The sequence below is a fragment of the Xanthomonas sp. 1678 genome (genome assembly GCF_031455575.1).
Lineage (GTDB): Bacteria > Pseudomonadota > Gammaproteobacteria > Xanthomonadales > Xanthomonadaceae > Xanthomonas_A.
This window is the reverse complement of the sequence record NZ_JAVDSZ010000013.1, coordinates 138,251-157,906: the sequence shown is the minus strand read 5'-3', so window position 1 is coordinate 157,906 and position 19,656 is coordinate 138,251. Positions and strand designations below refer to the sequence as shown.

General features: G+C 67.7%; 20 protein-coding genes and 1 tRNA gene. 4 read left to right on the top strand and 17 right to left on the bottom strand.

All coding sequences use genetic code 11. The features are described from left to right. The first annotated feature begins 18 nt into the window (after positions 1-18). The gene (recQ, locus tag J2Y70_RS19660) at positions 19-1,827 is read left to right on the top strand and encodes a DNA helicase RecQ (RefSeq protein ID WP_263395382.1); all 1,809 of its coding nucleotides are present in this window, start codon (positions 19-21) and stop codon (positions 1,825-1,827) included. A 176-nt stretch (positions 1,828-2,003) separates the two neighbouring features. Continuing rightward, the gene (locus tag J2Y70_RS19655) at positions 2,004-2,498 is read left to right on the top strand and encodes a hypothetical protein (protein ID WP_309921429.1); all 495 of its coding nucleotides are present in this window, start codon (positions 2,004-2,006) and stop codon (positions 2,496-2,498) included. A gap of 327 nt (positions 2,499-2,825) precedes the next feature. On the opposite strand, the gene J2Y70_RS19650 is transcribed toward J2Y70_RS19655, so the two are convergent. Beyond that, a complete protein-coding gene (locus tag J2Y70_RS19650) occupies positions 2,826-4,934 on the bottom strand; it encodes a TonB-dependent receptor (RefSeq protein ID WP_309921427.1) in 2,109 nt (702 codons plus the stop codon). A 183-nt stretch (positions 4,935-5,117) separates the two neighbouring features. Here J2Y70_RS19650 and J2Y70_RS19645 point away from each other — a divergent pair, with 183 nt between their 5' ends. Then, positions 5,118-5,750, top strand: a complete 633-nt coding sequence (locus J2Y70_RS19645) for a helix-turn-helix domain-containing protein (protein WP_309921424.1) — start codon at positions 5,118-5,120, stop codon at positions 5,748-5,750. An 89-nt stretch (positions 5,751-5,839) separates the two neighbouring features. Here J2Y70_RS19645 and J2Y70_RS19640 read toward each other — a convergent pair whose 3' ends face one another. Next, entirely contained in the window at positions 5,840-6,457 is a 618-nt protein-coding gene (locus J2Y70_RS19640; protein WP_309921422.1) for a LysE/ArgO family amino acid transporter, read from the bottom strand. A gap of 102 nt (positions 6,458-6,559) precedes the next feature. Here J2Y70_RS19640 and J2Y70_RS19635 point away from each other — a divergent pair, with 102 nt between their 5' ends. Then, entirely contained in the window at positions 6,560-7,468 is a 909-nt protein-coding gene (locus tag J2Y70_RS19635; RefSeq protein ID WP_309921487.1) for a LysR family transcriptional regulator ArgP, read from the top strand. 235 nt (positions 7,469-7,703) lie between these two features. Here J2Y70_RS19635 and J2Y70_RS19630 read toward each other — a convergent pair whose 3' ends face one another. The 15 genes from J2Y70_RS19630 to ruvA form a co-directional block, all read right to left on the bottom strand. After that, positions 7,704-7,991 (bottom strand): hypothetical protein, encoded by a 288-nt coding sequence (locus J2Y70_RS19630; RefSeq protein ID WP_309921418.1) that lies wholly within the window; start codon positions 7,989-7,991, stop codon positions 7,704-7,706. Then, a complete protein-coding gene (locus J2Y70_RS19625) occupies positions 7,975-8,220 on the bottom strand; it encodes a hypothetical protein (protein ID WP_309921415.1) in 246 nt (81 codons plus the stop codon). The genes J2Y70_RS19630 and J2Y70_RS19625 overlap by 17 nt, the downstream gene beginning before the upstream one ends. A 255-nt stretch (positions 8,221-8,475) precedes the next feature. Beyond that, positions 8,476-8,551, bottom strand: a tRNA-Lys gene (locus tag J2Y70_RS19620). Between the two features lie 63 nt (positions 8,552-8,614). After that, positions 8,615-9,280 (bottom strand): 7-cyano-7-deazaguanine synthase QueC, encoded by a 666-nt coding sequence (gene queC / locus J2Y70_RS19615; protein WP_309921411.1) that lies wholly within the window; start codon positions 9,278-9,280, stop codon positions 8,615-8,617. Between the two features lie 116 nt (positions 9,281-9,396). Beyond that, positions 9,397-10,074, bottom strand: coding sequence for a 7-carboxy-7-deazaguanine synthase QueE (gene queE / locus J2Y70_RS19610; RefSeq protein WP_309921408.1), 678 nt, complete (start codon positions 10,072-10,074; stop codon positions 9,397-9,399). Positions 10,075-10,120: 46 nt separating this feature from the next. Next, positions 10,121-10,933 carry a tol-pal system protein YbgF gene (ybgF, locus tag J2Y70_RS19605; protein ID WP_309921405.1) on the bottom strand — a complete coding sequence of 271 codons (813 nt, stop codon included), beginning with the start codon at positions 10,931-10,933 and terminating at the stop codon, positions 10,121-10,123. 3 nt (positions 10,934-10,936) lie between these two features. Next, positions 10,937-11,455, bottom strand: a complete 519-nt coding sequence (gene pal / locus J2Y70_RS19600; RefSeq protein ID WP_309921402.1) for a peptidoglycan-associated lipoprotein Pal — start codon at positions 11,453-11,455, stop codon at positions 10,937-10,939. Positions 11,456-11,527: 72 nt separating this feature from the next. Further along, positions 11,528-12,847 carry a Tol-Pal system beta propeller repeat protein TolB gene (tolB, locus tag J2Y70_RS19595; protein WP_309921399.1) on the bottom strand — a complete coding sequence of 440 codons (1,320 nt, stop codon included), beginning with the start codon at positions 12,845-12,847 and terminating at the stop codon, positions 11,528-11,530. Positions 12,848-13,083: 236 nt separating this feature from the next. Further along, positions 13,084-14,028, bottom strand: a complete 945-nt coding sequence (gene tolA, locus J2Y70_RS19590; RefSeq protein ID WP_309921484.1) for a cell envelope integrity protein TolA — start codon at positions 14,026-14,028, stop codon at positions 13,084-13,086. 46 nt (positions 14,029-14,074) lie between these two features. After that, complete coding sequence (tolR, locus tag J2Y70_RS19585; protein ID WP_263395393.1) at positions 14,075-14,512, bottom strand: protein TolR; 438 nt, start codon at positions 14,510-14,512, stop codon at positions 14,075-14,077. Between the two features lie 40 nt (positions 14,513-14,552). Further along, entirely contained in the window at positions 14,553-15,329 is a 777-nt protein-coding gene (gene tolQ, locus J2Y70_RS19580) for a protein TolQ (protein WP_309921396.1), read from the bottom strand. After that, on the bottom strand, positions 15,326-15,799 hold the full coding sequence (gene ybgC, locus J2Y70_RS19575) for a tol-pal system-associated acyl-CoA thioesterase (protein ID WP_309921393.1): 474 nt from the start codon (positions 15,797-15,799) through the stop codon (positions 15,326-15,328). Before ybgC ends, tolQ begins: the two co-directional genes overlap by 4 nt. Before the next feature lie 23 nt (positions 15,800-15,822). Beyond that, a complete protein-coding gene (gene ruvB / locus J2Y70_RS19570) occupies positions 15,823-16,857 on the bottom strand; it encodes a Holliday junction branch migration DNA helicase RuvB (RefSeq protein ID WP_309921390.1) in 1,035 nt (344 codons plus the stop codon). A gap of 176 nt (positions 16,858-17,033) precedes the next feature. Then, positions 17,034-18,950 carry a potassium transporter Kup gene (locus J2Y70_RS19565; RefSeq protein WP_263395397.1) on the bottom strand — a complete coding sequence of 639 codons (1,917 nt, stop codon included), beginning with the start codon at positions 18,948-18,950 and terminating at the stop codon, positions 17,034-17,036. Between the two features lie 53 nt (positions 18,951-19,003). Continuing rightward, positions 19,004-19,588: a Holliday junction branch migration protein RuvA gene (gene ruvA / locus J2Y70_RS19560; protein ID WP_263395398.1), complete on the bottom strand. Its 585-nt coding sequence runs from the start codon at positions 19,586-19,588 to the stop codon at positions 19,004-19,006. Positions 19,589-19,656 lie beyond the last annotated feature (68 nt).

Here is a 19,656-nt window from a genome sequence, read left to right as displayed (position 1 = left end):
ACGCGGTATCCTAGGCGCATGCAATCTTCCGCTCATTCCGTGCTCAGCCGCGTGTTCGGCTACGACCAGTTCCGCGGCCCGCAGCAGGACATCGTCGAACATGTCGCCGCCGGCCAGGACGCGCTGGTGCTGATGCCCACCGGCGGCGGCAAGTCGCTGTGCTACCAGATTCCTTCGTTGCTGCGCGACGGCACCGGCATCGTCATCTCGCCGCTGATCGCGCTGATGCAGGACCAGGTCGAGGCGTTGCGCCAGCTCGGCGTGCGCGCCGAATACCTCAATTCCACGCTGGACGGCGAGACCGCGCAGCGGGTCGAGCGCGAACTGCTGGCCGGCGAGCTGGACCTGCTGTACGTCGCCCCCGAACGCCTGCTGACCCCGCGCTTCCTGTCGCTGATCGAGCGCAGCCGCATCGCCCTGTTCGCGATCGACGAGGCGCACTGCGTGTCGCAATGGGGCCACGATTTCCGCCCCGAGTACCGCCAGCTCACGGTGCTGCACGAGCGCTGGCCGCAGACCCCGCGCATCGCCCTGACCGCCACCGCCGATCCGCCGACCCAGCGCGAGATCGCCGAGCGCCTGGACCTGACCCAGGCCCGCCACTTCGTCAGCTCCTTCGACCGCCCCAACATCCGCTACACCGTGGTGCAGAAGGACAACAGCAAGCGCCAGCTGCTGGATTTCCTGCGCGCGCACCGCGGCAGCGCCGGCATCGTGTATTGCCTGTCGCGGCGCAAGGTCGAGGAAACCGCCGAGTTCCTGGCCAAGGAAGGGCTCAACGCCCTGCCCTACCACGCCGGCCTGCCGGCCGAGGTGCGCGCCGGCAACCAGCGCCGCTTCCTGCGCGAGGACGGCATCGTGATGTGCGCCACCATCGCCTTCGGCATGGGCATCGACAAGCCGGACGTGCGTTTCGTCGCGCATACCGACCTGCCCAAGTCGCTGGAAGGCTACTACCAGGAAACCGGCCGCGCCGGCCGCGACGGCGAAGCCGCCGAGGCCTGGCTGTGCTACGGCCTGGGCGACGTGGTGCTGCTCAAGCAGATGATCGAGAAGGGCGAGGCCGGCGAAGACCGCAAGCGGGTGGAACGGCGCAAGCTCGACCAGCTGCTCGGCTACTGCGAATCGATGCAATGCCGGCGCCAGGTGCTGCTGGCCAGCTTCGGCGAAACCTATCCGCAGCCCTGCGGCAACTGCGACAACTGCCTGACCCCGGCCGCCGCCTGGGACGCCACCGTGGCCGTACAGAAGGCGCTGAGCTGCGTCTACCGCAGCGGCCAGCGCTTCGGCGTCGGCCACCTGATCGACATCCTGCGCGGCAGCGACGGCGAGAAGATCAAGCAGTTCGGCCACGACCAGCTCAGCACCTACGGCATCGGCAAGGACCTGGACGCGCGCGCCTGGCGCGGCGTGTTCCGCCAGCTGGTCGCTACCGGGCTGCTGGAGGTGGACAGCGACGCCTACGGCGGGCTGCGCCTGACCGACGCCAGCCGCCAGGTGCTCAAGGGCGAGCGCCAGATCATGATGCGCCGCGAGGCGCCGACCCGCGGCCGCGAACGCGGCGACCGCAGCGGCAGCCCGCGCACAGGCGTGCCGGTGCAGCCGCAGGACCTGAGCCTGTTCAACGCCCTGCGCGACCTGCGCGCCGCCCTGGCCAAGGAGCAGAACGTGCCGGCGTTCGTGATCTTCCACGACAGCACCCTGCGCAACATCGCCGAGCAGCGCCCGACCAGCCTGGACGAACTGGCCCACGTCGGCGGCATCGGCGGCACCAAGCTGGCCCGCTACGGCCAGCAATTGGTCGACATCGTGCAGCAGCAGGGCTAGCTGGGCTGGCCTGGCGGCGGCCGTTTGCCGCCGCATCGCGCCCTGGGGCCGGCACCGGCAAGAAAATCCCCGGCCGCCGACAGGCCGGGTTCAACGTGGTATTGATAGCGTCGCGTTGTGGCGGCGCGCAGCTGCGGCTGCAGCCACCGAGCCCTTCTTTCCTTGGCGTACGTCCGATGAAGCGATCCCTCCTGCTTGCCTGCGCCCTGCTCGCCGGCCCGGCGATGGCGCAAACCTCCGCCGACAGCGGCAACAGCGACAGCGAAGCGGCCAAGCGCGCGCTGGACCTGAGCGTGCCGCAGCAGCCGATCACCTACGGCACCGACCCGGTGTACAAGGCCGACCCGCCGGGCGCCTATTACGGCGACACCAGCGGCACCTCGGCCTCGGCGCAGAAGGCCGCGGCCACCCAGGCCCTGGCCGAGGCGCAACAGGCGCGCGTCGACCGCTGCAAGGGCGACGTGCACGGCAGTGTCGCCACCGGCTTCGGCTATTCCTCGCGCGGCGGCAACAGCAACTACCAGGCCGCCAACCTCAACCTGTGCAAGACCTACTACAACGACGACGGCAAGCCGCGCGAAGTCGGCATCAGCATCAGCGTCGGCCAGAGCGAAGGCCATGGCGGCTATTACGGCCACGGCGGCTACGGCTATCCCTACGGCGGCTGGTAGGTAGCCGCCAGGCGGCAAGCGCAGCGGCGACCTGCCCGCGCCGGCATCGGGCAGGCGAACGTCACGCATGATTCCGGCGCGAGCGACCTGAAAGCGCGATCGGACACCTAGCGCGATCGGACACCTGTTGCAGGCGCTGCTCGACAACGCCGCCGATGCCGGCGAACGCACCGACCGGGCAAATGGCCCTAGTCAGCCAGCCACGAATGGCTGCACGGCCCGCCGCCATCCGCCGCGTCCGTCGTCCGACCTAGAACCATGCGGATGCCGCGCCACAACGCCGCGCCTGCGGACGCGCTCAAGCGCGCGCCACGCAGCGGCCCTCGCTCAGAAATCCAGGCTGTAGCCCACCGTCAGCGTGCGCCCGCGCCCGGCAAAATAGCGATCCGGTTCGACCAGCGCGCTCTGCGAGTAATAGGTGATGTACTGGCGATCGAGCAGGTTGGCCACGGCCAGGCGCAGTTCGCCCTGACGCAGCCTGTAGTTCAGCGCGGCATCGACCAGCGCGTAACCGCTGAACCGTTTTTGCGGATCGTCGAAGCTGCGGCTGAACGCGTATTGCGCCTGCACGAAGCTGGACAGCCGCGGCGTCCATTGCGACGACCAACTGCCGATAACGCGGTTCGGCGCGATGTTCAGCCCGTCCAGATGCGCGTCCAGGCTGCCGTTGCCGTCGCTGTCGTAGCGTCCGCGCGTATACGCATAGGCCAGGCCGAGACGCTGCCGGTCGTTGAGCCGGTACTTGGCGCTGGCGTCCACGCCCTCGATGCGGGTCTTCTCCCGCGCCATCTGGAACGCGCCGTCCACCGCGATCACGCGGGTGCCGTAATCCGAGCGCGACTGGAACACGCCGACATCGACATCCCACGCATCGCCGCGCAGGCGCGTGCCCAGTTCGACGTTGCGGGTCAGCACCGGCTGCAGCGCGCTCAGGCTGGCGACGCTGGTGCCGGGCGTATTGATCGAGCGCAGCACGCGGCCCACGTCGGGCATGCCGAAGCCTTCGGAATAGCTGGCGAAGACATTGAAACGCTCGCTCGGCGCCAACACCGCGCCGGCGTTGTACAGCGTCTCGGCGAAGGACAGGCGGCCACCCTGCACCTGCACGCGGTTGTAGCGCGCCAGGGTCTGGTAGCTGTCGATGGTCAGCTTCGCGTCTTCGTGGCGCACGCCGCCATGCACGGTCAGCTGCGGCAGCAGCCGGTATTCGCCCTGCACGAATGCGGCCAGGTCGCGGAACTCCGACTCGGGCACATAGGTGCGGCCGGTGCCGTACAGATCCTGCTTGCCGCTGTCCCACAGGGTATCGACGCCGCCGGTGAGCTTGAGCCGGCCATCGAGCAGGTCGTCCTTGCCGAGGCTGGTCTTGGAACCCCACTTGGACGCGACCGAGCGCGACTGGTCGTACAGCGTGCCGTTGGGCGCGATGCGCGGGTCCTGGAAGGTGGCCGAGTTGTCGGCGCCGAACAGGCCCTCGAACTCCTGGTTGAACACCATCGCCTTCAGTTCCATGCCCGCCAGATCGTGATGGGCATAGGACAGGCCGGTGGTCCACACGTCGTTCCAGGGCGGCGTGCCCTGCGGCCGACCGCGCACCGAGGTGGTGGGGATGCCGAGATCGCGATCGCCGGCCACGCCGAGGTACTCGGCCTTGGACTTGATCCGGTAGCGGTTGGAACTGAACTGCAGCTCCTGCCGGTCGTCGATCCAGTAGCCCAGCTTGGCGTGCACGTCGTAAGCGCGCGTGGCCATCAGATCGCCTTGGGTCACGTCGGTGCCGATCGCGCGTCCGTCGCCGTCCAGGTACAGGCCCTGGTCCTCGTAGCCGACGGCGAGCAGGTAGTCGAGCTTGTCGCGGCGCCCGTCGATGCGGTAGCTGGTCCTGTAGCTCGCGGTCTCGGCATCGACGTCGGTGGTCGGCACGCTGGCCTGCACCTCGACGTGCTGGTTGAGCGCGCCCGGCTGCGGGCGGCGCGTGACCAGGTTGATGGTGCCGCCGGTGGCGCCCAGGCCGTTCATCGCATTGGCGCCCTGGATCACCTCGATGCGCTCGACCATCGCATAGTCGATCGTGTGTGCTTCGCGCCCGGTCGGACGCAGCGGATTGGACTGCGGAATGCCGTCGACCAGGATCAGCGGCGTGCGTCCGCGCAAGGTTTCGCCGCTGCCGTTCATCTTGCCGCGGCTCGGCGTATACGACGGCAGCAGGCTGGACAGCAGGTCCGACGAATTGCTGCTGATGGTGAGCTGCTGGGCGATCTCCTGCTGGTCGATCACCACCACGGTCTGCGGCGCCGTGTCCGCGGGTTGGTCGGTCCGCGATGCGCTGACGACCACGGCGTCCAGCGTTTGCGTGGAGGGCGACTGCGCCCGGGCATCGGGAATGGCGGCCGTCGCCGGCAACATCGCGGCGAACAGGGAAAGCGGCAAACGCATCAATGGGTCCTTGGGACGAGACGGCGCCACCCAGGCGCCGTCGACTAACGAGAATGATTATTATACGCACACGTGCGATTCGACCGCCGCGTCCCGCACCCGCGACTCCGCATTCGCGCTGGTCCGGCATGGCGCCAGCGGCACAACCGCGTCACCATGTTTTTCCGCCCAGGATCGATCTCCATGTCCAACCTTATTGATCTGCGCAGCGCCAGGGAACGCGAGCAACGCCTCTACGACGCCGCGCTGGACGCGGCCGAACAGTGCATCGCCGACAAGGGTGTCGGCGCGACCACCTTCGAACTGATCGCCCAGACCAGCGACGTCTCCTGCAGCACATTGCGCCGGCGCTTCGGCGACAGGCGCGGATTGGTGCGGGCGTTGATGGAACGCAGCTACGAGAGGTCGCTGCGCGCGATGTGGACGACCGAACGGCCGCCGCACCTGGACGCGACCGACTTCATCGCCGGCGCGTTGGAGGAATGGCTGCTATCCGAGGTCGACGAGCGCCGGCTGAGGTTCAACCTGGAAATGGACCTGGCCGCCGCGCGCGACCCCGAGCTGACCGCGTATGCGCGGCGCCTGGCCGTCTCCCTGATCGAACACCTCGGCGACATGCTCAAGCGCCTGTTGCGCGGACACGGCAGCTGGAACGGCAGCGACCAGGAATTCCAGGCGCGGGTCTACGCAGTCGCGGCGATGTGCGCCGGCCTGCAACTGATGATGATGGGCGTGGAACTCAAGCGCATGCACCTGCAATTGATCCTCAGCGAAAGCCTAGCCGGGATGCTCAGCAGCGCGCCCGCCTCCGCGTAGCGGCCAAGCGGGCCGACGCTTCGCTTGCCGCTAGCGTAACCGCGACCGGCAGCGTGCCGCTGCAGTACCTCGCATTGCCGCCAAGCGCGTCAGCCGAGCGGCCGCAACAGCAGCAACAGGCACAGCGCCAGCATGAACACCGCGATGCATGCATCCAGCACCCGCCATGCGTTGGGCTTGCGGAACACCGGCTGCAGCAATCGCGCGCCATAGCCCAGGCTGCAGAACCAGGCCACGCTCGCCAGGCAGGCGCCGAACGCGAACGCCCAGCGCAGCGCTCCCGGATAGCGGGTGGACAGGCTGCCGAGCAGCACCATCGTGTCGAGATACACGTGCGGGTTGAGAAAGGTAAAAGCCAGGCAGGTCAGCAGGATGCGGCGCCAACTCGCCGGCTCCTCGCCCTGCGCCTTCAATGCGCCGGCACCACGCCATGCGCGCTGCGCCGCCATCAGGCCATAGACGCCAAGGAAGGCCGCGCCTGCGTAGCGCAGCACCTGCAGCAGTGCCGGCCATTGCTGCACCAGCGCGCCGATGCCGGCGACCCCGAGCACGATCAGCGCGATATCCCCGAAGGCGCAGACCGCCACCACCACGCCCACATGCTGCCGCTGCAGACCCTGGCGCAGGACGAAGGCGTTCTGCGCGCCGATCGCGATGATCAAGCCGGCGCTGGCGATGAAACCGGCAAGCGATGCTTCGAGCAACATGCGGATGTCCAGGACTGCGGAAGGCGCATGCTGGCCCTGGCGGCGTCATTAGCCAAGCTAAATATTCTGTAGGCTGTGAAGAAATTCTAATTGGCCGGACGCATGGACCTGCTGCATCCACAACTGTCGGCCTTCGCCGCCGTGCTCGACGAGGGCAGCTTCGAGGCGGCCGCACGCCGGCTTTCGCTGACCCCCTCGGCGATCTCGCAACGGATCAAGGCGCTCGAGGACCGCCTGGGGCAGGTGCTGGTGGTGCGCCAGGCGCCGTGCCGGCCGACGCCTGCAGGAGAAGCGCTGCTGCGCCGGGTGCGACCGATGCAGGCGCTGGAGGCCGAGGCGCTGGCCGACTTCGTGCCGGGCGCGGCCGCCGCCGGACCCGCGCGCAGCATCGCGATTGCGGTGAACGACGACTCGCTGCAGACCTGGTTCCTCGCCGCGCTGTCGGCCCTGCACGATGCGCACGGTTTCCTGTTCGACGTGCACGTGGACGACCAGGACCACACCCTGGAACTGCTGCGCAACGGCACCGTGCTCGGCGCGGTCACCTCCGCGAGCAAGCCGCTGCAGGGTTGCAACGTCCATCCCCTGGGCGCCATGCGCTACTACGCGATCGCCTCGCCGGCCTTCGTCGCCCGCCACTTCGCCGCCGGATTCGGCGCCGCGGCGCTGGCGCAGGCGCCGATGATGGTGTTCAACCGCAAGGACGATCTGCAGGCGCGCTTCGTGCGGCGCATCACCCGCACCCGCCTCGCCCCTCCCATCCATTACCTGCCGACCTCCACCGGCTTCGTCGAAGCCGCCGCACGCGGTCTCGGATGGTGCCTCGCCCCCGAGCAGATGCTCGCGTCCGGATTGCGCGAGAAGCAGATCGTGATCATCGATCCGCAGCGCTGGCTCGACGTCCCGCTCTACTGGCAGCACGCGGCGGTGCGCTCGAGCGCCTTGCAGCACATCGGCCAGGCACTGCGCACGGCGGCATCGAGCATGCAGGGCGGCCGGCAACGCGCTTGAGCGCGGCGTGCTTACCTGCTGCCTTGCCGCGACCGAAGCCGTTCCTATGACTTGCGATCAGGTGCACGACGGAGAAGCTCGGCCCGACAGCCGCCTGCAGGTTCGTTCGACGCGTAGTCAGCGATGCATTTTTCGCGGTAACCACAACGCGGCCTGCCCGCCCGCACTACCAGAGTTTTTCAGGCGCAATTTCAGGAGACTTCGCAGCTAGTATTTAAAGCAAACCCGAATCGGGCTACAGCCAGTGGAAGCCCTTAGCCATGAGGGCAGCCAAGCCGAGGGCCACGGTGATGATGGCGCCGAACAACAGCCGAAAATCCGTCTTGGCATCGCGGCGGAGTTCACGGATATCCGCTTTCATCTCGACCAACTCCCGGAGGATGTGGTCTGCGGTGCTTTCGAGCTTAGCGACACGGGCTTCCATGCCGTCATCATGGGGAGGGTCGCCGCCGCCTGCAATAGGCGGGGAAGGCGCATCTTGGCGGCCCCCTACCTTAGCGAACTGCTCAAACTTCGGGTGCATCTTCCAATCCCTGCCTTGAGAATCCGGTCATGTTCTCGACACTCTTTATGATCGCTTCCGCGTTTCCGGAGACGTCGGACGATGACAAATATTCGAACAAGGTGCCTACCTGACCCTTAAGGGCATCACGATCTGGGTGTGAATGGCATACGCAGATCATGACGTATTCAAGGGCCGCGATCTTGTCGATGATTGAAAAAACTGGTTTTCCTAGTCCATCTTCAGACATTAATCTGCCCATCCTTCAATCCAGTGGACGCCGCCGATCATCTGGGTCGGCGGCCGTTGAACTTGCACGTTCACTCCTAGCTTCAGCCTCAATCGGCGTCGCAAGCATAGCAACGACCTAGACGCGGCGCGCAAACGGATGCAGCGTGCAGTGCAGCTGTTGAGGTGGCGCAACCTTATGGGCACCAAACGGGCACCGACAGGATCGACAGGGCGACGCCAAAGGCGCGAAATGACTTTAAGTCATTGAATTGATTGGTGGGCCGTGATGGATTCGAACCATCGACCAAAAGATTAAAAGTCTTCTGCTCTACCGACTGAGCTAACGGCCCAAAACAATGCCCCGGCGTTGCGCCGGGGTGCGTATTCTACCCCAGCCCCGGGTCAACGCGAAATCAGGCGTAGCGGGTCGGATCGGCCACGCCGGCGTCGGCGAAGCCGGCGGCGCGCAGGCGACAGGCGTCACAGTGGCCGCAGGCGCGGCCGGCGGCATCGGCGCGGTAGCAGGACACGGTCAGGCCGAAGTCCACGCCCAGGCGCACGCCTTCGCGCACGATGTCGGCCTTGCTCATGCGCTGCAGCGGCGCGTGCACGCGCAGGCCGGCGCCTTCCACGCCGGCCTTGGTCGCCAGGTTGGCCAGGGTCTGGAAGGCGTCGATGAATTCGGGGCGACAGTCCGGATAGCCGGAATAGTCCACGGCGTTGACGCCGCAGAAGATGTCCGCCGCGCCCAGCACCTCGGCCCAGCCCAGCGCCACCGACAGCATGATGGTGTTGCGCGCCGGCACGTAGGTGACCGGGATGCCCTCGCCGCCCGCCTCCGGCACCTCGATGTCGTCGGTCAGCGCGGAGCCGCCGATGCTGCGCAGGTCGACGTTGACGGTCTTGTGCGCCGCCGCGCCGAGCGCGTCGGCCACGCGCGTGGCCGCGTCCAGTTCGGACGTATGCCGCTGCCCATAGCTCACGCTCAGCGCATGCACGGCATAGCCCTGCTCGCGGGCCATGGCGACGACGACGGCGGAATCCATGCCACCGGAGAGTAGGACGACGGCGTTTTTCATTGTGGGGCCGGGATTTGGGAGTGGAGATTGGGGATTCGCAAAAGCTACAGCACGCGATCGGACATCGGAGGGGAGCTTCTACGAATCCCCAATCCCGAATGCCCAATTCCGGCTTCTCACCGGCCTGGCTCGTCGTTCCACAGCAGCTTGTGCAGCTGCATCTGGAAGCGGACCGGCAGGCGGTCGGCGACGATCCAGTCGGCCAGGTCGCGCGGGGCCAGTTCGCTCTTGCTCGGCGAGAACCACACGGTGCAGCGCTCGTGCAGGCGGTGTTCGGCGACGATCGCGCGCGCCCAGTCGTAATCGGCGCGGCCGCACAGCACGAACTTGATCTGGTCGCGCGCGGTCAGCAGCGGCAGGTTGTCCCAGCGGTTGCGATGCGCCTCCTGCGAGGCCGGGGTCTTGATGTCGAGCACCCGCGACACGCGCGGATCCACTTCGGCGATGTCGAGCGCGCCCGAGGTTTCCAGCGACACGTCGTAACCGGCGTCGCACAGTTGCTCGAGCAGGCGCAGGCAGCGCTTCTGCGCCAGCGGCTCGCCGCCGGTCACGCAGACATGGCGCACGCCGTGCCGCGCCACTTCGGCCAGGATCGCGTCGATGTCCCACCATTGCCCGCCGTGGAAGGCGTAGGCGGTGTCGCAGTAGCTGCAGCGCAGCGGGCAACCGGTCAGGCGCACGAACACCGTCGGCCAGCCGGCGCTGTCGGCCTCGCCCTGCAGCGACAGGAAGATCTCCGTCAGCTTCAGGCGCGGCAGCGGGCTTTGTACGATATCGCTGGGAACGGCGGCCATGGCGGGAGAAGTATGCCCCCGCGACGATGGCGGCAGCGTTCGGGGCTCAGCGCAGCTGCTGGCCGATGCGGATCGACTGCAGGCGGTCCTGCGCGGTGCGCGCGGCATCCGATCCCGGATACTGGCTGATCACCTGCTGCAGGGTCTGCTCGGCTTCCTGCGCATGGCCTTCGCCATACTGCGACAGGCCCAGCTTGAGCAGGGCGCCGGACGCCTTGTCGTGGGTCGGATAGCGGCCGATCAAGTCGCGGAACTGCGCCTCGGCCAGCGGGAAATTCTTGGTGGCGTAATAGCTCTCGCCCAGCCAGTACAAGGCATTGGGGGCGTAGACGCCGTTCGGGTACAGCTCGAGAAAGCTCTGGAACAGATTGGCCGAGTCGGCGTACTTGCCGGCCTTCAGCGCGTCGAACGCGACGTTGTAACTGGTGCGCTCGTCGCCGGTGGCGCTCAGCGTGCCGGCATCGCCATGCACCGACGGCGGCCGTTCGGAAACGGCGGCAGCCGGCCTGGCAGGCGGTGCGGAAGCGGCCGGTGCGGCACCGCCAGCCGGCGGCAACGGCGGCATGGCGCCACCCTCGAGCCGGTTCAGGCGGCCGTCCAGGTCCAGGTACTGGTCCTTGGCGCGCTGCTTGAGTTGTTCGTTGTCGTGCTGCAATTGCTCGATCGTGGCTTGCAGCGACTGCATCTGCGTCCGCAGCTGGTTGAGCTGGTTCAGCATGTCGGTGTTGGCCTGGGTGTTCATCGCCTGCTGCTCGAGCACGGTCACCCGGTCGGCCAAGCTGGCGCGTTGCGCATGAGCCGGCGCGGCGGCCACCAGGGCCGCCGCGACGATCATCGATGTAAGGACACCGATACGCATCTATTACTGAGCCGTGTAGACGATCTCGACGCGGCGGTTCTGCGACCAGCAGGACTCGCCCGACTCGGTGCAGACCGGACGCTCTTCGCCGTAGCTGACCACGGTCAGCTGCGCAGCCGAACCGCCGGCAGCCTGCAGCGCCGAAGACACGGCGTTGCCACGACGCTCGCCCAGGCCCATGTTGTACTCGCGCGAACCGCGCTCGTCGGCATTGCCCTGCAGGGTGATGCGCGAGGACGGACGGTCACGCAGGTACTTGGCGTGGCAGGCCATGATCGCCTGGAACTCCGGCTTCAGCGAGTCCTGGTCCAGATCGAAGTAGACCACGCGCTGGCGCAGGCAGGCGTCGGTGTCCAGGTCGCCCGGGCCGTACAGGCCGGAGGTCGACGGACCGGTCGGGGTGGTGGAACCGGTGGTGCCGGTGGTGTCGGTCGGGGGAACTTCCTTGACCTTCTTGGTGCAGCCGGCCAGAGCTGCGACGGACAAAAGCGAAACAAGCAGAACGCGGGTGGTCTTGTTCATGGGGATACCTATATGGCTCCTGAGCCGAAAGGGGGTTCAACGCAGCGAAATATTAACATCAAACTTACGTTGTCAACGCGCCGTCCGATACGGAGACCACGACGGCTCGCGCACGTCGCCATCGGCCAGGACCAGGCGCTGGCGCACGCGGGCATCGGCCGAGACCGCGTAAAGGACCCCTCGCCCGCCTTCGCGGGCGGCGTACAGGACCATGCTGGCGTTGGGCGCGAAGCTCGGCGACTCGTCCAGCGAACCCGTAGACAATGTGTTCCAGCGCGGCGAACCCAGGCTGCGGTCCATCATCGCGATCTTGTAGGTGTTGCCGCTGCCCTGGGCGACGGCGATCTTGTTGCCGTCGAAGGACACGCTGGCGGTGGCGTTGTAGTTGCCCTGGAAGGTCACCCGGCTGGCGCTGCCGCCGGTTGCGGCCACCTGGTAGATCTGCGGGCGGCCGCCGCGATCGGAGGTGAAGTAGATGGTGCTGCCGTCCGGTGCCCAGGTCGGCTCGGTGTCGATGCCGAAGTGGTTGGTCAGCTGGGTCAGCTGCTTGCTGCCCAGGTCCATCACGTAGATCTCCGGATTGCCGCTGCGCGACAGCGCCAGCGCCAGCTTACGGCCGTCCGGCGAGAACGCGGGCGCGCCGTTGATGCCACGGAAGCTGGACACCAGCTGGCGGGCGCCGGTGGCGATGTCCTGGATGTAGATCGAGGAGTTGCCGCGCTCGAAGCTCACGTAGGCCAGCTTCTTGCCGTCCGGGCTCCAGTTCGGCGAAAGCAGCGGTTCGGCCGAGCGCACGATGGTCTGCGGGTTGTAGCCGTCCGAATCGGCGACCATCAACGCATAGCGCATCGCGCCGCCCTTGCCGCTGGCGGTGACGTAGGCGATGCGGGTCCAGAACGCGCCGCGCACGCCGGTGATCTTCTCGTAGATCGCATCGGCCATCTGGTGCGCCACGTCGCGCATCGCGCTGGAACGCGCGGTCATCGCCAGGCCGAGCATGCGCTCGCCCTTGGCCACGTCGAACAGTTCGTACTCGACCCGGTAGGTGCCCTCGCCGGCGTCCATCACCCGGCCGGCGACCAGGTAGTCCTGCTTCAGCGCGCGCCAGGTGGCGTACTGGACTTCGCTGCCGCGGGTCGGGCGCTCGACGATCTGCGCCTCGGGCAGGTTGCGGAACTGGCCGGACCGGTCCAGGTCGGCACGGACCACCGCGGACACGTCGGTGGACGGCGCGGCCGCCGATCCCTGGTAGGGCATCGGCACGACGGTGATCGGGGTCGCCGACGCGTTGCCGCCGACGATGTCGATTTCCAGGCCCTTGTCCTGCGCGGACGCGGCCAAGGGGAGCAACAGGGCAGTCAGGACGGCAAGCCAGCGCGGCAGTTTCTTCATGGGTCGCTCAGCAGTACTCGGGAAGGCGCAAGAGATAGCAATGCGCGGGTGAACGTATTCGCAATCATGAACCATCGGCATGTGAAGCCGATGGCAGGAGCCACCGATTATCGCCTATCGCACCGCCGCCCGGGCGTTCCGGACCTCGCCAAGCCCGGAAGCGGGGGTTTTGGCCCGTCGGGACAGGCAACAACGAAACTTCGCATCCCCAATCCCGAATCCCCAATCCCGGCGTCTCAGCGATCCTGCGCGGTGAAGTTGAAGGTCAGCTCGCGCGCGAACACCGATTCGAAGCCGCGATACGGCAACGGCTGCGCGCGCAGCACCGCCGCCTCGATCGAGCGGCGCCCGGCCTCGTCGTACGGGCAGTCGGGACTGACCCGGGCCTCCATCACCGTGCCGCCGGGGATCTGCTTGATCGAGATCTTGCACTTCTGCCCCAGCGGCACCGAATCCGGGCGCACCCACTGGCTCAGCACCGCCTGCTGGATCGCCGCGGCGTACTTGGCCGACAGGTCGGTGTTGGTGCCGTTCTGGCCGGGTGCGGCCTGCGGCGTGGACGCGGCGGTGGCCGAGGCCTGCTTGGCGCGCACGTCGGCCAGCTGGCGCAGCTTCTGCTCGGCCAGCTTGGCCTCGCGCTCGGCCTGCTCGCGCTGCTTGCGGATGTCGGCGATCTTCTTCTGCCGCTCCTCTTCCTGCTGCGCGGCCAGGCGCTGCTTCTGCTCGGCCTCCTGCTGGCGCTTCTGCTCGGTCAGGTCGACCTGTTCCTGGCGGCGCTTGGCTTCCTGCTCCTGCTTTTCCTTTTCCTGCGAGATCGCGGTGCGGCTGGCGCGGTCCTGGTCGACCTTGTCCGGCACCGGGATGAAGTCCTGCGCCTTCTGCTGCTGCTCGGTCGGCGCCTGCTGCGGCTTGGGCACGGGGATCGGCTGCGGCGGCGGCACGGTGTCGTCCTCGGCGACGTCCTTGACCGGTTCGGGCAGCGGCTCGGGCAGCGGCTTGGGCGCGTCCTGCACCGCCTTCTGCGCCGAACGCACGTCGGCGGCGGACACCACCAGCGAGGCCTCGACCATCGGCGACCCGGCCGCCGGCTCCACCTCGCGCAGCGGCGACCACCACCAGGCGAGGAAGAACAGCAGCGCCAGCAGCACGTGCACGCCCACCGCCAGGGCGATGCCGTACATCAGGCCATCGTTGTCGCCCTGGGCCAGATGCGGTCGGGTATCGGCTTCAGCGTGCATTGGTACCGGGCTGGCTCATCAGGCCCACCTTGGGAACGCCGGCCTGCTGCAGCATGACCATGGTGTCCATGACCAGCTGGTAGTTGGAATTGCCGGGCGCGGCGACGAACACCGGCACGTCCTTGTTCTGGCCAACGAAGGCCTGGATCTTGGCCTTCAGTTCCGGCGCGCCGATCTTCTCCGGCTTGCCGTCCTGCAGGGTCAGCGTATAGCGGCCCTCGGCGTCGACGGTGACGATGACCGGGTCCTTCTTGCTCTCCACCGAACGCGCGGTGGAATCGGGCAGGTCCACGTCCACGCTCAGGCTGAGCAGCGGCGCGGTGACCATGAAGATGATCAGCAGCACCAGCATCACGTCGATGTACGGCACGACGTTGATCTCGGACTTGAGCTTGCGGCGCTTGCGGCGGGAAATGGCGGCAGTCATGCGGGAATCCTGGGATCTGGGGCGGAGCGCGCGGGCGCGCTCAGTCGCCGCTGGCCTGGCGCTGCAGGATGGAGCTGAACTCTTCGGAGAAGGTCTCGAAGCGGACGGCCATGCGCTCGACCCGGGTGGTGAAGCGGTTGTACGCCCACACCGCCGGGATCGCCACGAACAGGCCGATGGCGGTCGCGAACAGCGCCTCGGAAATGCCCGGCGCGACCGCGGCGATGCCCGCCTGCTGGCCGCTGTTGATCATGTCGTGCATGGTCACCATGATGCCGAACACGGTGCCGACCAGGCCCACGTAGGGCGCGGTGGAGCCGATGTTGGCGAGCAGTTCCAGGTTGCGCTCCAGGCGATCCACCTCGCGCGCATAGGTCGCCCGCATCGCGCGCTGCGCGCCTTCCAGCTGGATGCGCGCGTCGAGCTTGCGCTTGTCGCGCAGGCGGGTGAACTCGCGGAAGCCGGCCTCGAAGATCGCCTCCAGCCCGCCGACCACGCGGTTGCGGTCGGCCGCGCCGGCGTAGAGCTTGGTCAGGTCGGTGCCGGACCAGAAGCGGTTCTCGAAGTCGTCGGCCTCGCGGTTGGCCTGCTTGAACACGCGCGCCTTGCGGAAAATGATCACCCAGCTGATCAGCGAGCCGAGCAGCAGCAGCAGCACGATCACTTTGACCGGCAGGCTGGCCTTGAGCAGCAGGTCCAGGTAGTTGATGCCGCCGTGGGCAGCCGTGTTGGCGACGGCCTGCGCGGCGGTCTGGGTCACGTCCTGCGGCAGCGCCTCCACCACCGTGTCCTGCAGGGCCAGGAGCAATGCGATCATCCGTCGTTCCTCAGTAATTCTGTTTCAGTGATTTCGAGAACTTTCAATGCGTCGTACAGCGCGTCGTCCATGCCGCGCGGGCGGAAGCTGCCGGCGCCCAGCACCGCCACCTTCACCTGCGCGCGCAACAGCAACTCGCCGTCGCGGTGGATCGACTGCGCGAACAGCAGGCTGGCGCGCTTGCACTGCGACAGCGCGGCGCCGACCTGCAGCGTATCGTCGAGGCGGGCCGGGCGCAGGAAGTCGAGCTGCATCGCGCGTACCGCGAACACCAGATCGTGCTGCAGGCGCAAGCGCTCCTGTCCGTAGCCCAGCGCGCGCAACCATTCCGTGCGCGCCCGCTCCAGAAAGGCGACATAGCGCGCATGGTAGACCACCCCACCGGCATCGGTATCTTCCCAGTAGATGCGTGTCGGCCAACTGAATAGCTGCCGGGATTGGGGATTGGAGATTGGGGATTCGCCGAGCAAAGGCGCGTCCTGGCGGCTAGCAGTCAAAACAGCCCTCCCGAATCCCCAATCCCCAATCCCGAATCCCGCTTGGGCGGCAAGCCCAAGTGCAGATACGCCTTGTTGGTCGCCATGCGCCCGCGGGCGCTGCGGATCAGGTAGCCCTGCTGGATCAGGTAGGGCTCGATCACGTCTTCCAGGGTGCCGCGCTCTTCGGACAGCGAGGCGGCCAGCGACTCGACCCCGACCGGGCCGCCGTCGAAGTAGTCGATGATGGTGCGCAGCAGGCGCCGGTCGAGCTCGTCGAAGCCCTCCGGGTCGACCTTGAGCATCTGCATCGCCGCCTGCGCCACGGCCAGGTCGATGTGCCCGTCGGCGCGCACCTGGGCGAAGTCGCGGACCCGGCGCAGCAGCCGGTTGGCGATGCGCGGAGTGCCGCGCGCGCGCCGCGCGATCTCCGCGCAGCCGTCGGCGTCGCAGGCGATGCCGAGGATGCTGGAGGAACGACGCACGATCTTGCCCAGCTCTTCCGGGGTATAGAACTCCAGCCGCTGCACGATGCCGAAGCGGTCGCGCAGCGGCGCGGTCAGCAGGCCGGCGCGGGTGGTGGCGCCGATCAGGGTGAACGGCGGCAGGTCGATCTTGATCGAACGCGCGGCCGGGCCCTCGCCGATCATGATGTCGATCTGGAAGTCTTCCATCGCCGGATACAGCACTTCCTCGACCACCGGCGACAGGCGGTGGATCTCGTCCACGAACAGCACGTCGTGCGGCTGCAGGTTGGTCAGCAGCGCCGCCAGGTCGCCGGCCTTCTCGATCACCGGGCCGGAGGTCACCCGCAGGTTGACCCCCAGTTCGTTGGCGATGACGTGGCTGAGCGTGGTCTTGCCCAGCCCCGGCGGGCCGAAGATCAGCACATGGTCCATCGCCTCGCCGCGCGCCTTGGCCGCTTCGATATAGATCGACAGCTGTTCGCGCACCGGCTGCTGGCCGAGGTAATCGGCCAGGCGCTTGGGACGGATGCTGGCCTCGACCGCATCGTCTTCGCGGGTGGCGCTGCTGGCGATGATGCGGTCCATCAGCGGGACTCGGGACTCGGGACCCGGGACCCGGCAAGCGTTCCCGCCATCGGACGGATCATCGGCAAACGGACAGTGGCGCGGGCGCAGGTCGGCATCCGGCTATTGTAGGCAACTGGCAGGCGGACTGCCGCTTTTCCGGATCCCGAGTCCCGCAACCCGAGTCCCGGCCCCACTCAGATCTCCACCTGCGCCCCCAGCTCCACCAGCCGGTTGCCCGGGATGCGGAAGAAGCCGGTGGCCGGGGCGGCGTTGCGGTGCATGACCGCGAACAGCTTGTCGCGCCAGATCGGCATGCCGCGGTTGGCGCTGGCGACGATGGTCTCGCGGCTGGCGAAATAGGTGGTGTCCATCGGGTCGAAGTAGATGCCGCCCTGGTCGCAGGAGCGCATCAGCGCCAGCGGCACGTCGGGGGTCTCCATGAAGCCGAAGCGCACGATCACCCGGTAGAACTCGTCGCCGATGGCATCCATCTTCAGCCGCTGCCGCGCCGAGGCGTACGGCACCGGCAGGGTCTCCACGGTCAGGAACACGTTGCGCTCGTGCAGCACCTTGTTGTGCTTGAGGTTGTGCATCAGCGCATGCGGCACCACGGTCGCGTCGGCGGTCAGGAACACCGCGGTGCCCGGCACCCGCACCGGCGGCGCCAGCATCAGCCCGGGCAGGAAGCTGTCGATCTGGATGCCGTCCTTGCGGATCTCCTCGCGCAGCAGTTCGCGGCCGCGGCGCCAGGTGCGCATCATGGTGAACATCACGATGCCCAGCGCCACCGGGAACCAGGCGCCCTGCAGCAGCTTGGCGCCGTTGGCGATCAGGAACGCGGCGTCGATGACGAAGAACACCACGCACAGCGGCAGCACCCAGTTGCGCCAGCGCGGCCACAGCGCGCGCGCCACCAGCGCCAGCAGCAGGGTGTCGATCAGCATCGTCGCCGACACCGAGATGCCGTAGGCCACCGCCAGGTTGGTGGAGCTGCGGAAGATCAGCACCAGCGCGATCACCATCACCATCAGCAGCCAGTTGATGCCGGGGATGTAGATCTGGCCGATGGTGTCGTGCGAGGTGTGCTTGATCAGCATGCGCGGGATGTAGCCCAGCTGCATCGCCTGGCGCGCGATCGAGAACGCGCCGGTGATCACCGCCTGCGAGGCGATCACCGCCGCCAGCGTGGCCAGCACGATCATCGGGTACAGCGCCCAGCCGGGCACCGCCTCGAAGAACGGGTTCTTCAGCGCCGCCGGATGCTTGAGCACCAGCGCGCCCTGCCCCAGGTAGTTCAGCACCAGGCACGGCAGCACGAAGAAGTACCAGGCGTGGCGGATCGGACGCGCGCCGAAGTGGCCCATGTCCGCGTACAGCGCTTCGCCGCCGGTCACCGCCAGCACCACCGCGCCGAGGATCCACACCCCGTGCCAGCCGTGCTCGAGGAAGAAGCGGATCGCCCACCACGGGTTGAACGCCTTCAGCACTTCCGGCGCGTCGACGATGTTCCAGATGCCGATCGCCGCCAGCGACAGGAACCACAGGCAGGTGATCGGGCCGAACACCTTGCCGACCTTCTCGGTGCCGAAGCGCTGGCCCAGGAACAGGATCACCAGCACCACCACGGTGATCGGAACGATGAAGGCGTGCAGGCCCGGCGCGGCGACCTCCAGGCCCTCGACCGCGCCCAGCACCGAGATCGCCGGGGTGATCACGCCGTCGCCGAAGAACAGCGAGGCGCCGAAGATGCCGAGGATGCCGACCACGTAGGCCGAGCGCGAGCCCTTGCGCATGGTGCGCTGGGTCAGCGCCATCAGCGCCATGATGCCGCCCTCGCCCTCGTTGTCGGCGCGCATGATGATGGTGACGTACTTCAGCGTCACCACGATCATCAGCGACCAGAACGCCAGCGACAGCACCCCGAGCACGGTGTCGTGGTCGCTGCTCAGGCCGTAGTGCGGCGAGAACGCTTCCTTGAGCGTGTACAGCGGGCTGGTGCCGATGTCGCCGAACACCACGCCGATGGCGCCGATGACCAGCGCGAAGCCGGCCTTGCCATGCGCATCGGCCGAATGGCCTGAGCCGGGGGATGGAACGGGAGTGGAGGACATGAGGAGATCAGGTTAGCGCCGCAAGGCGTGAAGAAGAGGGGTACGGCGCCGGCTCAGCGCAACGCGGCCTGCAGGGCCTTGCGGATCACGGTGGCGACCTCGTCGCCGTCGGCGGCGGCATCGCGCGCCATCTTCGCCGCCTCGGCCGGCTTGTAGCCGAGCTGCTGCAGCGCCACGGTGGCCTCGGACACCGCGTCGGTGCCCAGCTGGCCGGTGATCGGCGCGCCGCCGCTGAAGTCCGCGGCGCGGTCGCGCAGTTCCACCACCATGCGCTCGGCGGTCTTCTTGCCGATGCCGGGGATGCGGGTCAGCGCGGTGACGTCGGCGGCGGTGACCATCCGCGCGAACTCGTCCACGCTGACCCCCGACAGCACCGCCAGCGCGATCTTGGCGCCGATGCCGGTGACCCGCTGCACGTCGCGGAACAGGCGCCGCTCGCCCTCGCGCAGGAAGCCGTACAGCGACACGCTGTCCTCCTTCTGCGCATAGTGGGTGAACAAAATCACGTCGCGGCCGACGTCGGGCAGGTCGTAGAAGGTGCTCATCGGCGCCTCCAGCTCGTAGCCGACCCCGCCCACGTCGATCACCAGCCACGGCGGCTGCTTGTAGGCGAGGATCCCGCGCAGACGGCCGATCATTGGGCGCCTCGTGCGAGGCGCCGGGATTGGGGATTCGGGATTGGGGATTCATAAAAGCGCGGCGTCCG

Coding starts and splice junctions, on each gene's coding strand:
- ybgF (WP_309921405.1), bottom strand. CDS start 10,933: ATGCGTATCGGTGTCCTTACATCGATGATCGTCGCGGCGGCCCTGGTG.
- ruvA (WP_263395398.1), bottom strand. CDS start 19,588: ATGATCGGCCGTCTGCGCGGGATCCTCGCCTACAAGCAGCCGCCGTGG.
- J2Y70_RS19625 (WP_309921415.1), bottom strand. CDS start 8,220: ATGTCTGAAGATGGACTAGGAAAACCAGTTTTTTCAATCATCGACAAG.
- queE (WP_309921408.1), bottom strand. CDS start 10,074: ATGGCCGCCGTTCCCAGCGATATCGTACAAAGCCCGCTGCCGCGCCTG.
- tolB (WP_309921399.1), bottom strand. CDS start 12,847: ATGAAGAAACTGCCGCGCTGGCTTGCCGTCCTGACTGCCCTGTTGCTC.
- J2Y70_RS19640 (WP_309921422.1), bottom strand. CDS start 6,457: ATGTTGCTCGAAGCATCGCTTGCCGGTTTCATCGCCAGCGCCGGCTTG.
- J2Y70_RS19650 (WP_309921427.1), bottom strand. CDS start 4,934: ATGCGTTTGCCGCTTTCCCTGTTCGCCGCGATGTTGCCGGCGACGGCC.
- pal (WP_309921402.1), bottom strand. CDS start 11,455: ATGAACAAGACCACCCGCGTTCTGCTTGTTTCGCTTTTGTCCGTCGCA.
- ruvB (WP_309921390.1), bottom strand. CDS start 16,857: ATGGACCGCATCATCGCCAGCAGCGCCACCCGCGAAGACGATGCGGTC.
- tolA (WP_309921484.1), bottom strand. CDS start 14,028: ATGTACGGCATCGCCCTGGCGGTGGGCGTGCACGTGCTGCTGGCGCTG.
- J2Y70_RS19565 (WP_263395397.1), bottom strand. CDS start 18,950: ATGTCCTCCACTCCCGTTCCATCCCCCGGCTCAGGCCATTCGGCCGAT.
- J2Y70_RS19645 (WP_309921424.1), top strand. CDS start 5,118: ATGTCCAACCTTATTGATCTGCGCAGCGCCAGGGAACGCGAGCAACGC.
- queC (WP_309921411.1), bottom strand. CDS start 9,280: ATGAAAAACGCCGTCGTCCTACTCTCCGGTGGCATGGATTCCGCCGTC.
- tolR (WP_263395393.1), bottom strand. CDS start 14,512: ATGACTGCCGCCATTTCCCGCCGCAAGCGCCGCAAGCTCAAGTCCGAG.
- J2Y70_RS19630 (WP_309921418.1), bottom strand. CDS start 7,991: ATGCACCCGAAGTTTGAGCAGTTCGCTAAGGTAGGGGGCCGCCAAGAT.
- J2Y70_RS19655 (WP_309921429.1), top strand. CDS start 2,004: ATGAAGCGATCCCTCCTGCTTGCCTGCGCCCTGCTCGCCGGCCCGGCG.
- tolQ (WP_309921396.1), bottom strand. CDS start 15,329: ATGATCGCATTGCTCCTGGCCCTGCAGGACACGGTGGTGGAGGCGCTG.
- J2Y70_RS19635 (WP_309921487.1), top strand. CDS start 6,560: ATGGACCTGCTGCATCCACAACTGTCGGCCTTCGCCGCCGTGCTCGAC.
- recQ (WP_263395382.1), top strand. CDS start 19: ATGCAATCTTCCGCTCATTCCGTGCTCAGCCGCGTGTTCGGCTACGAC.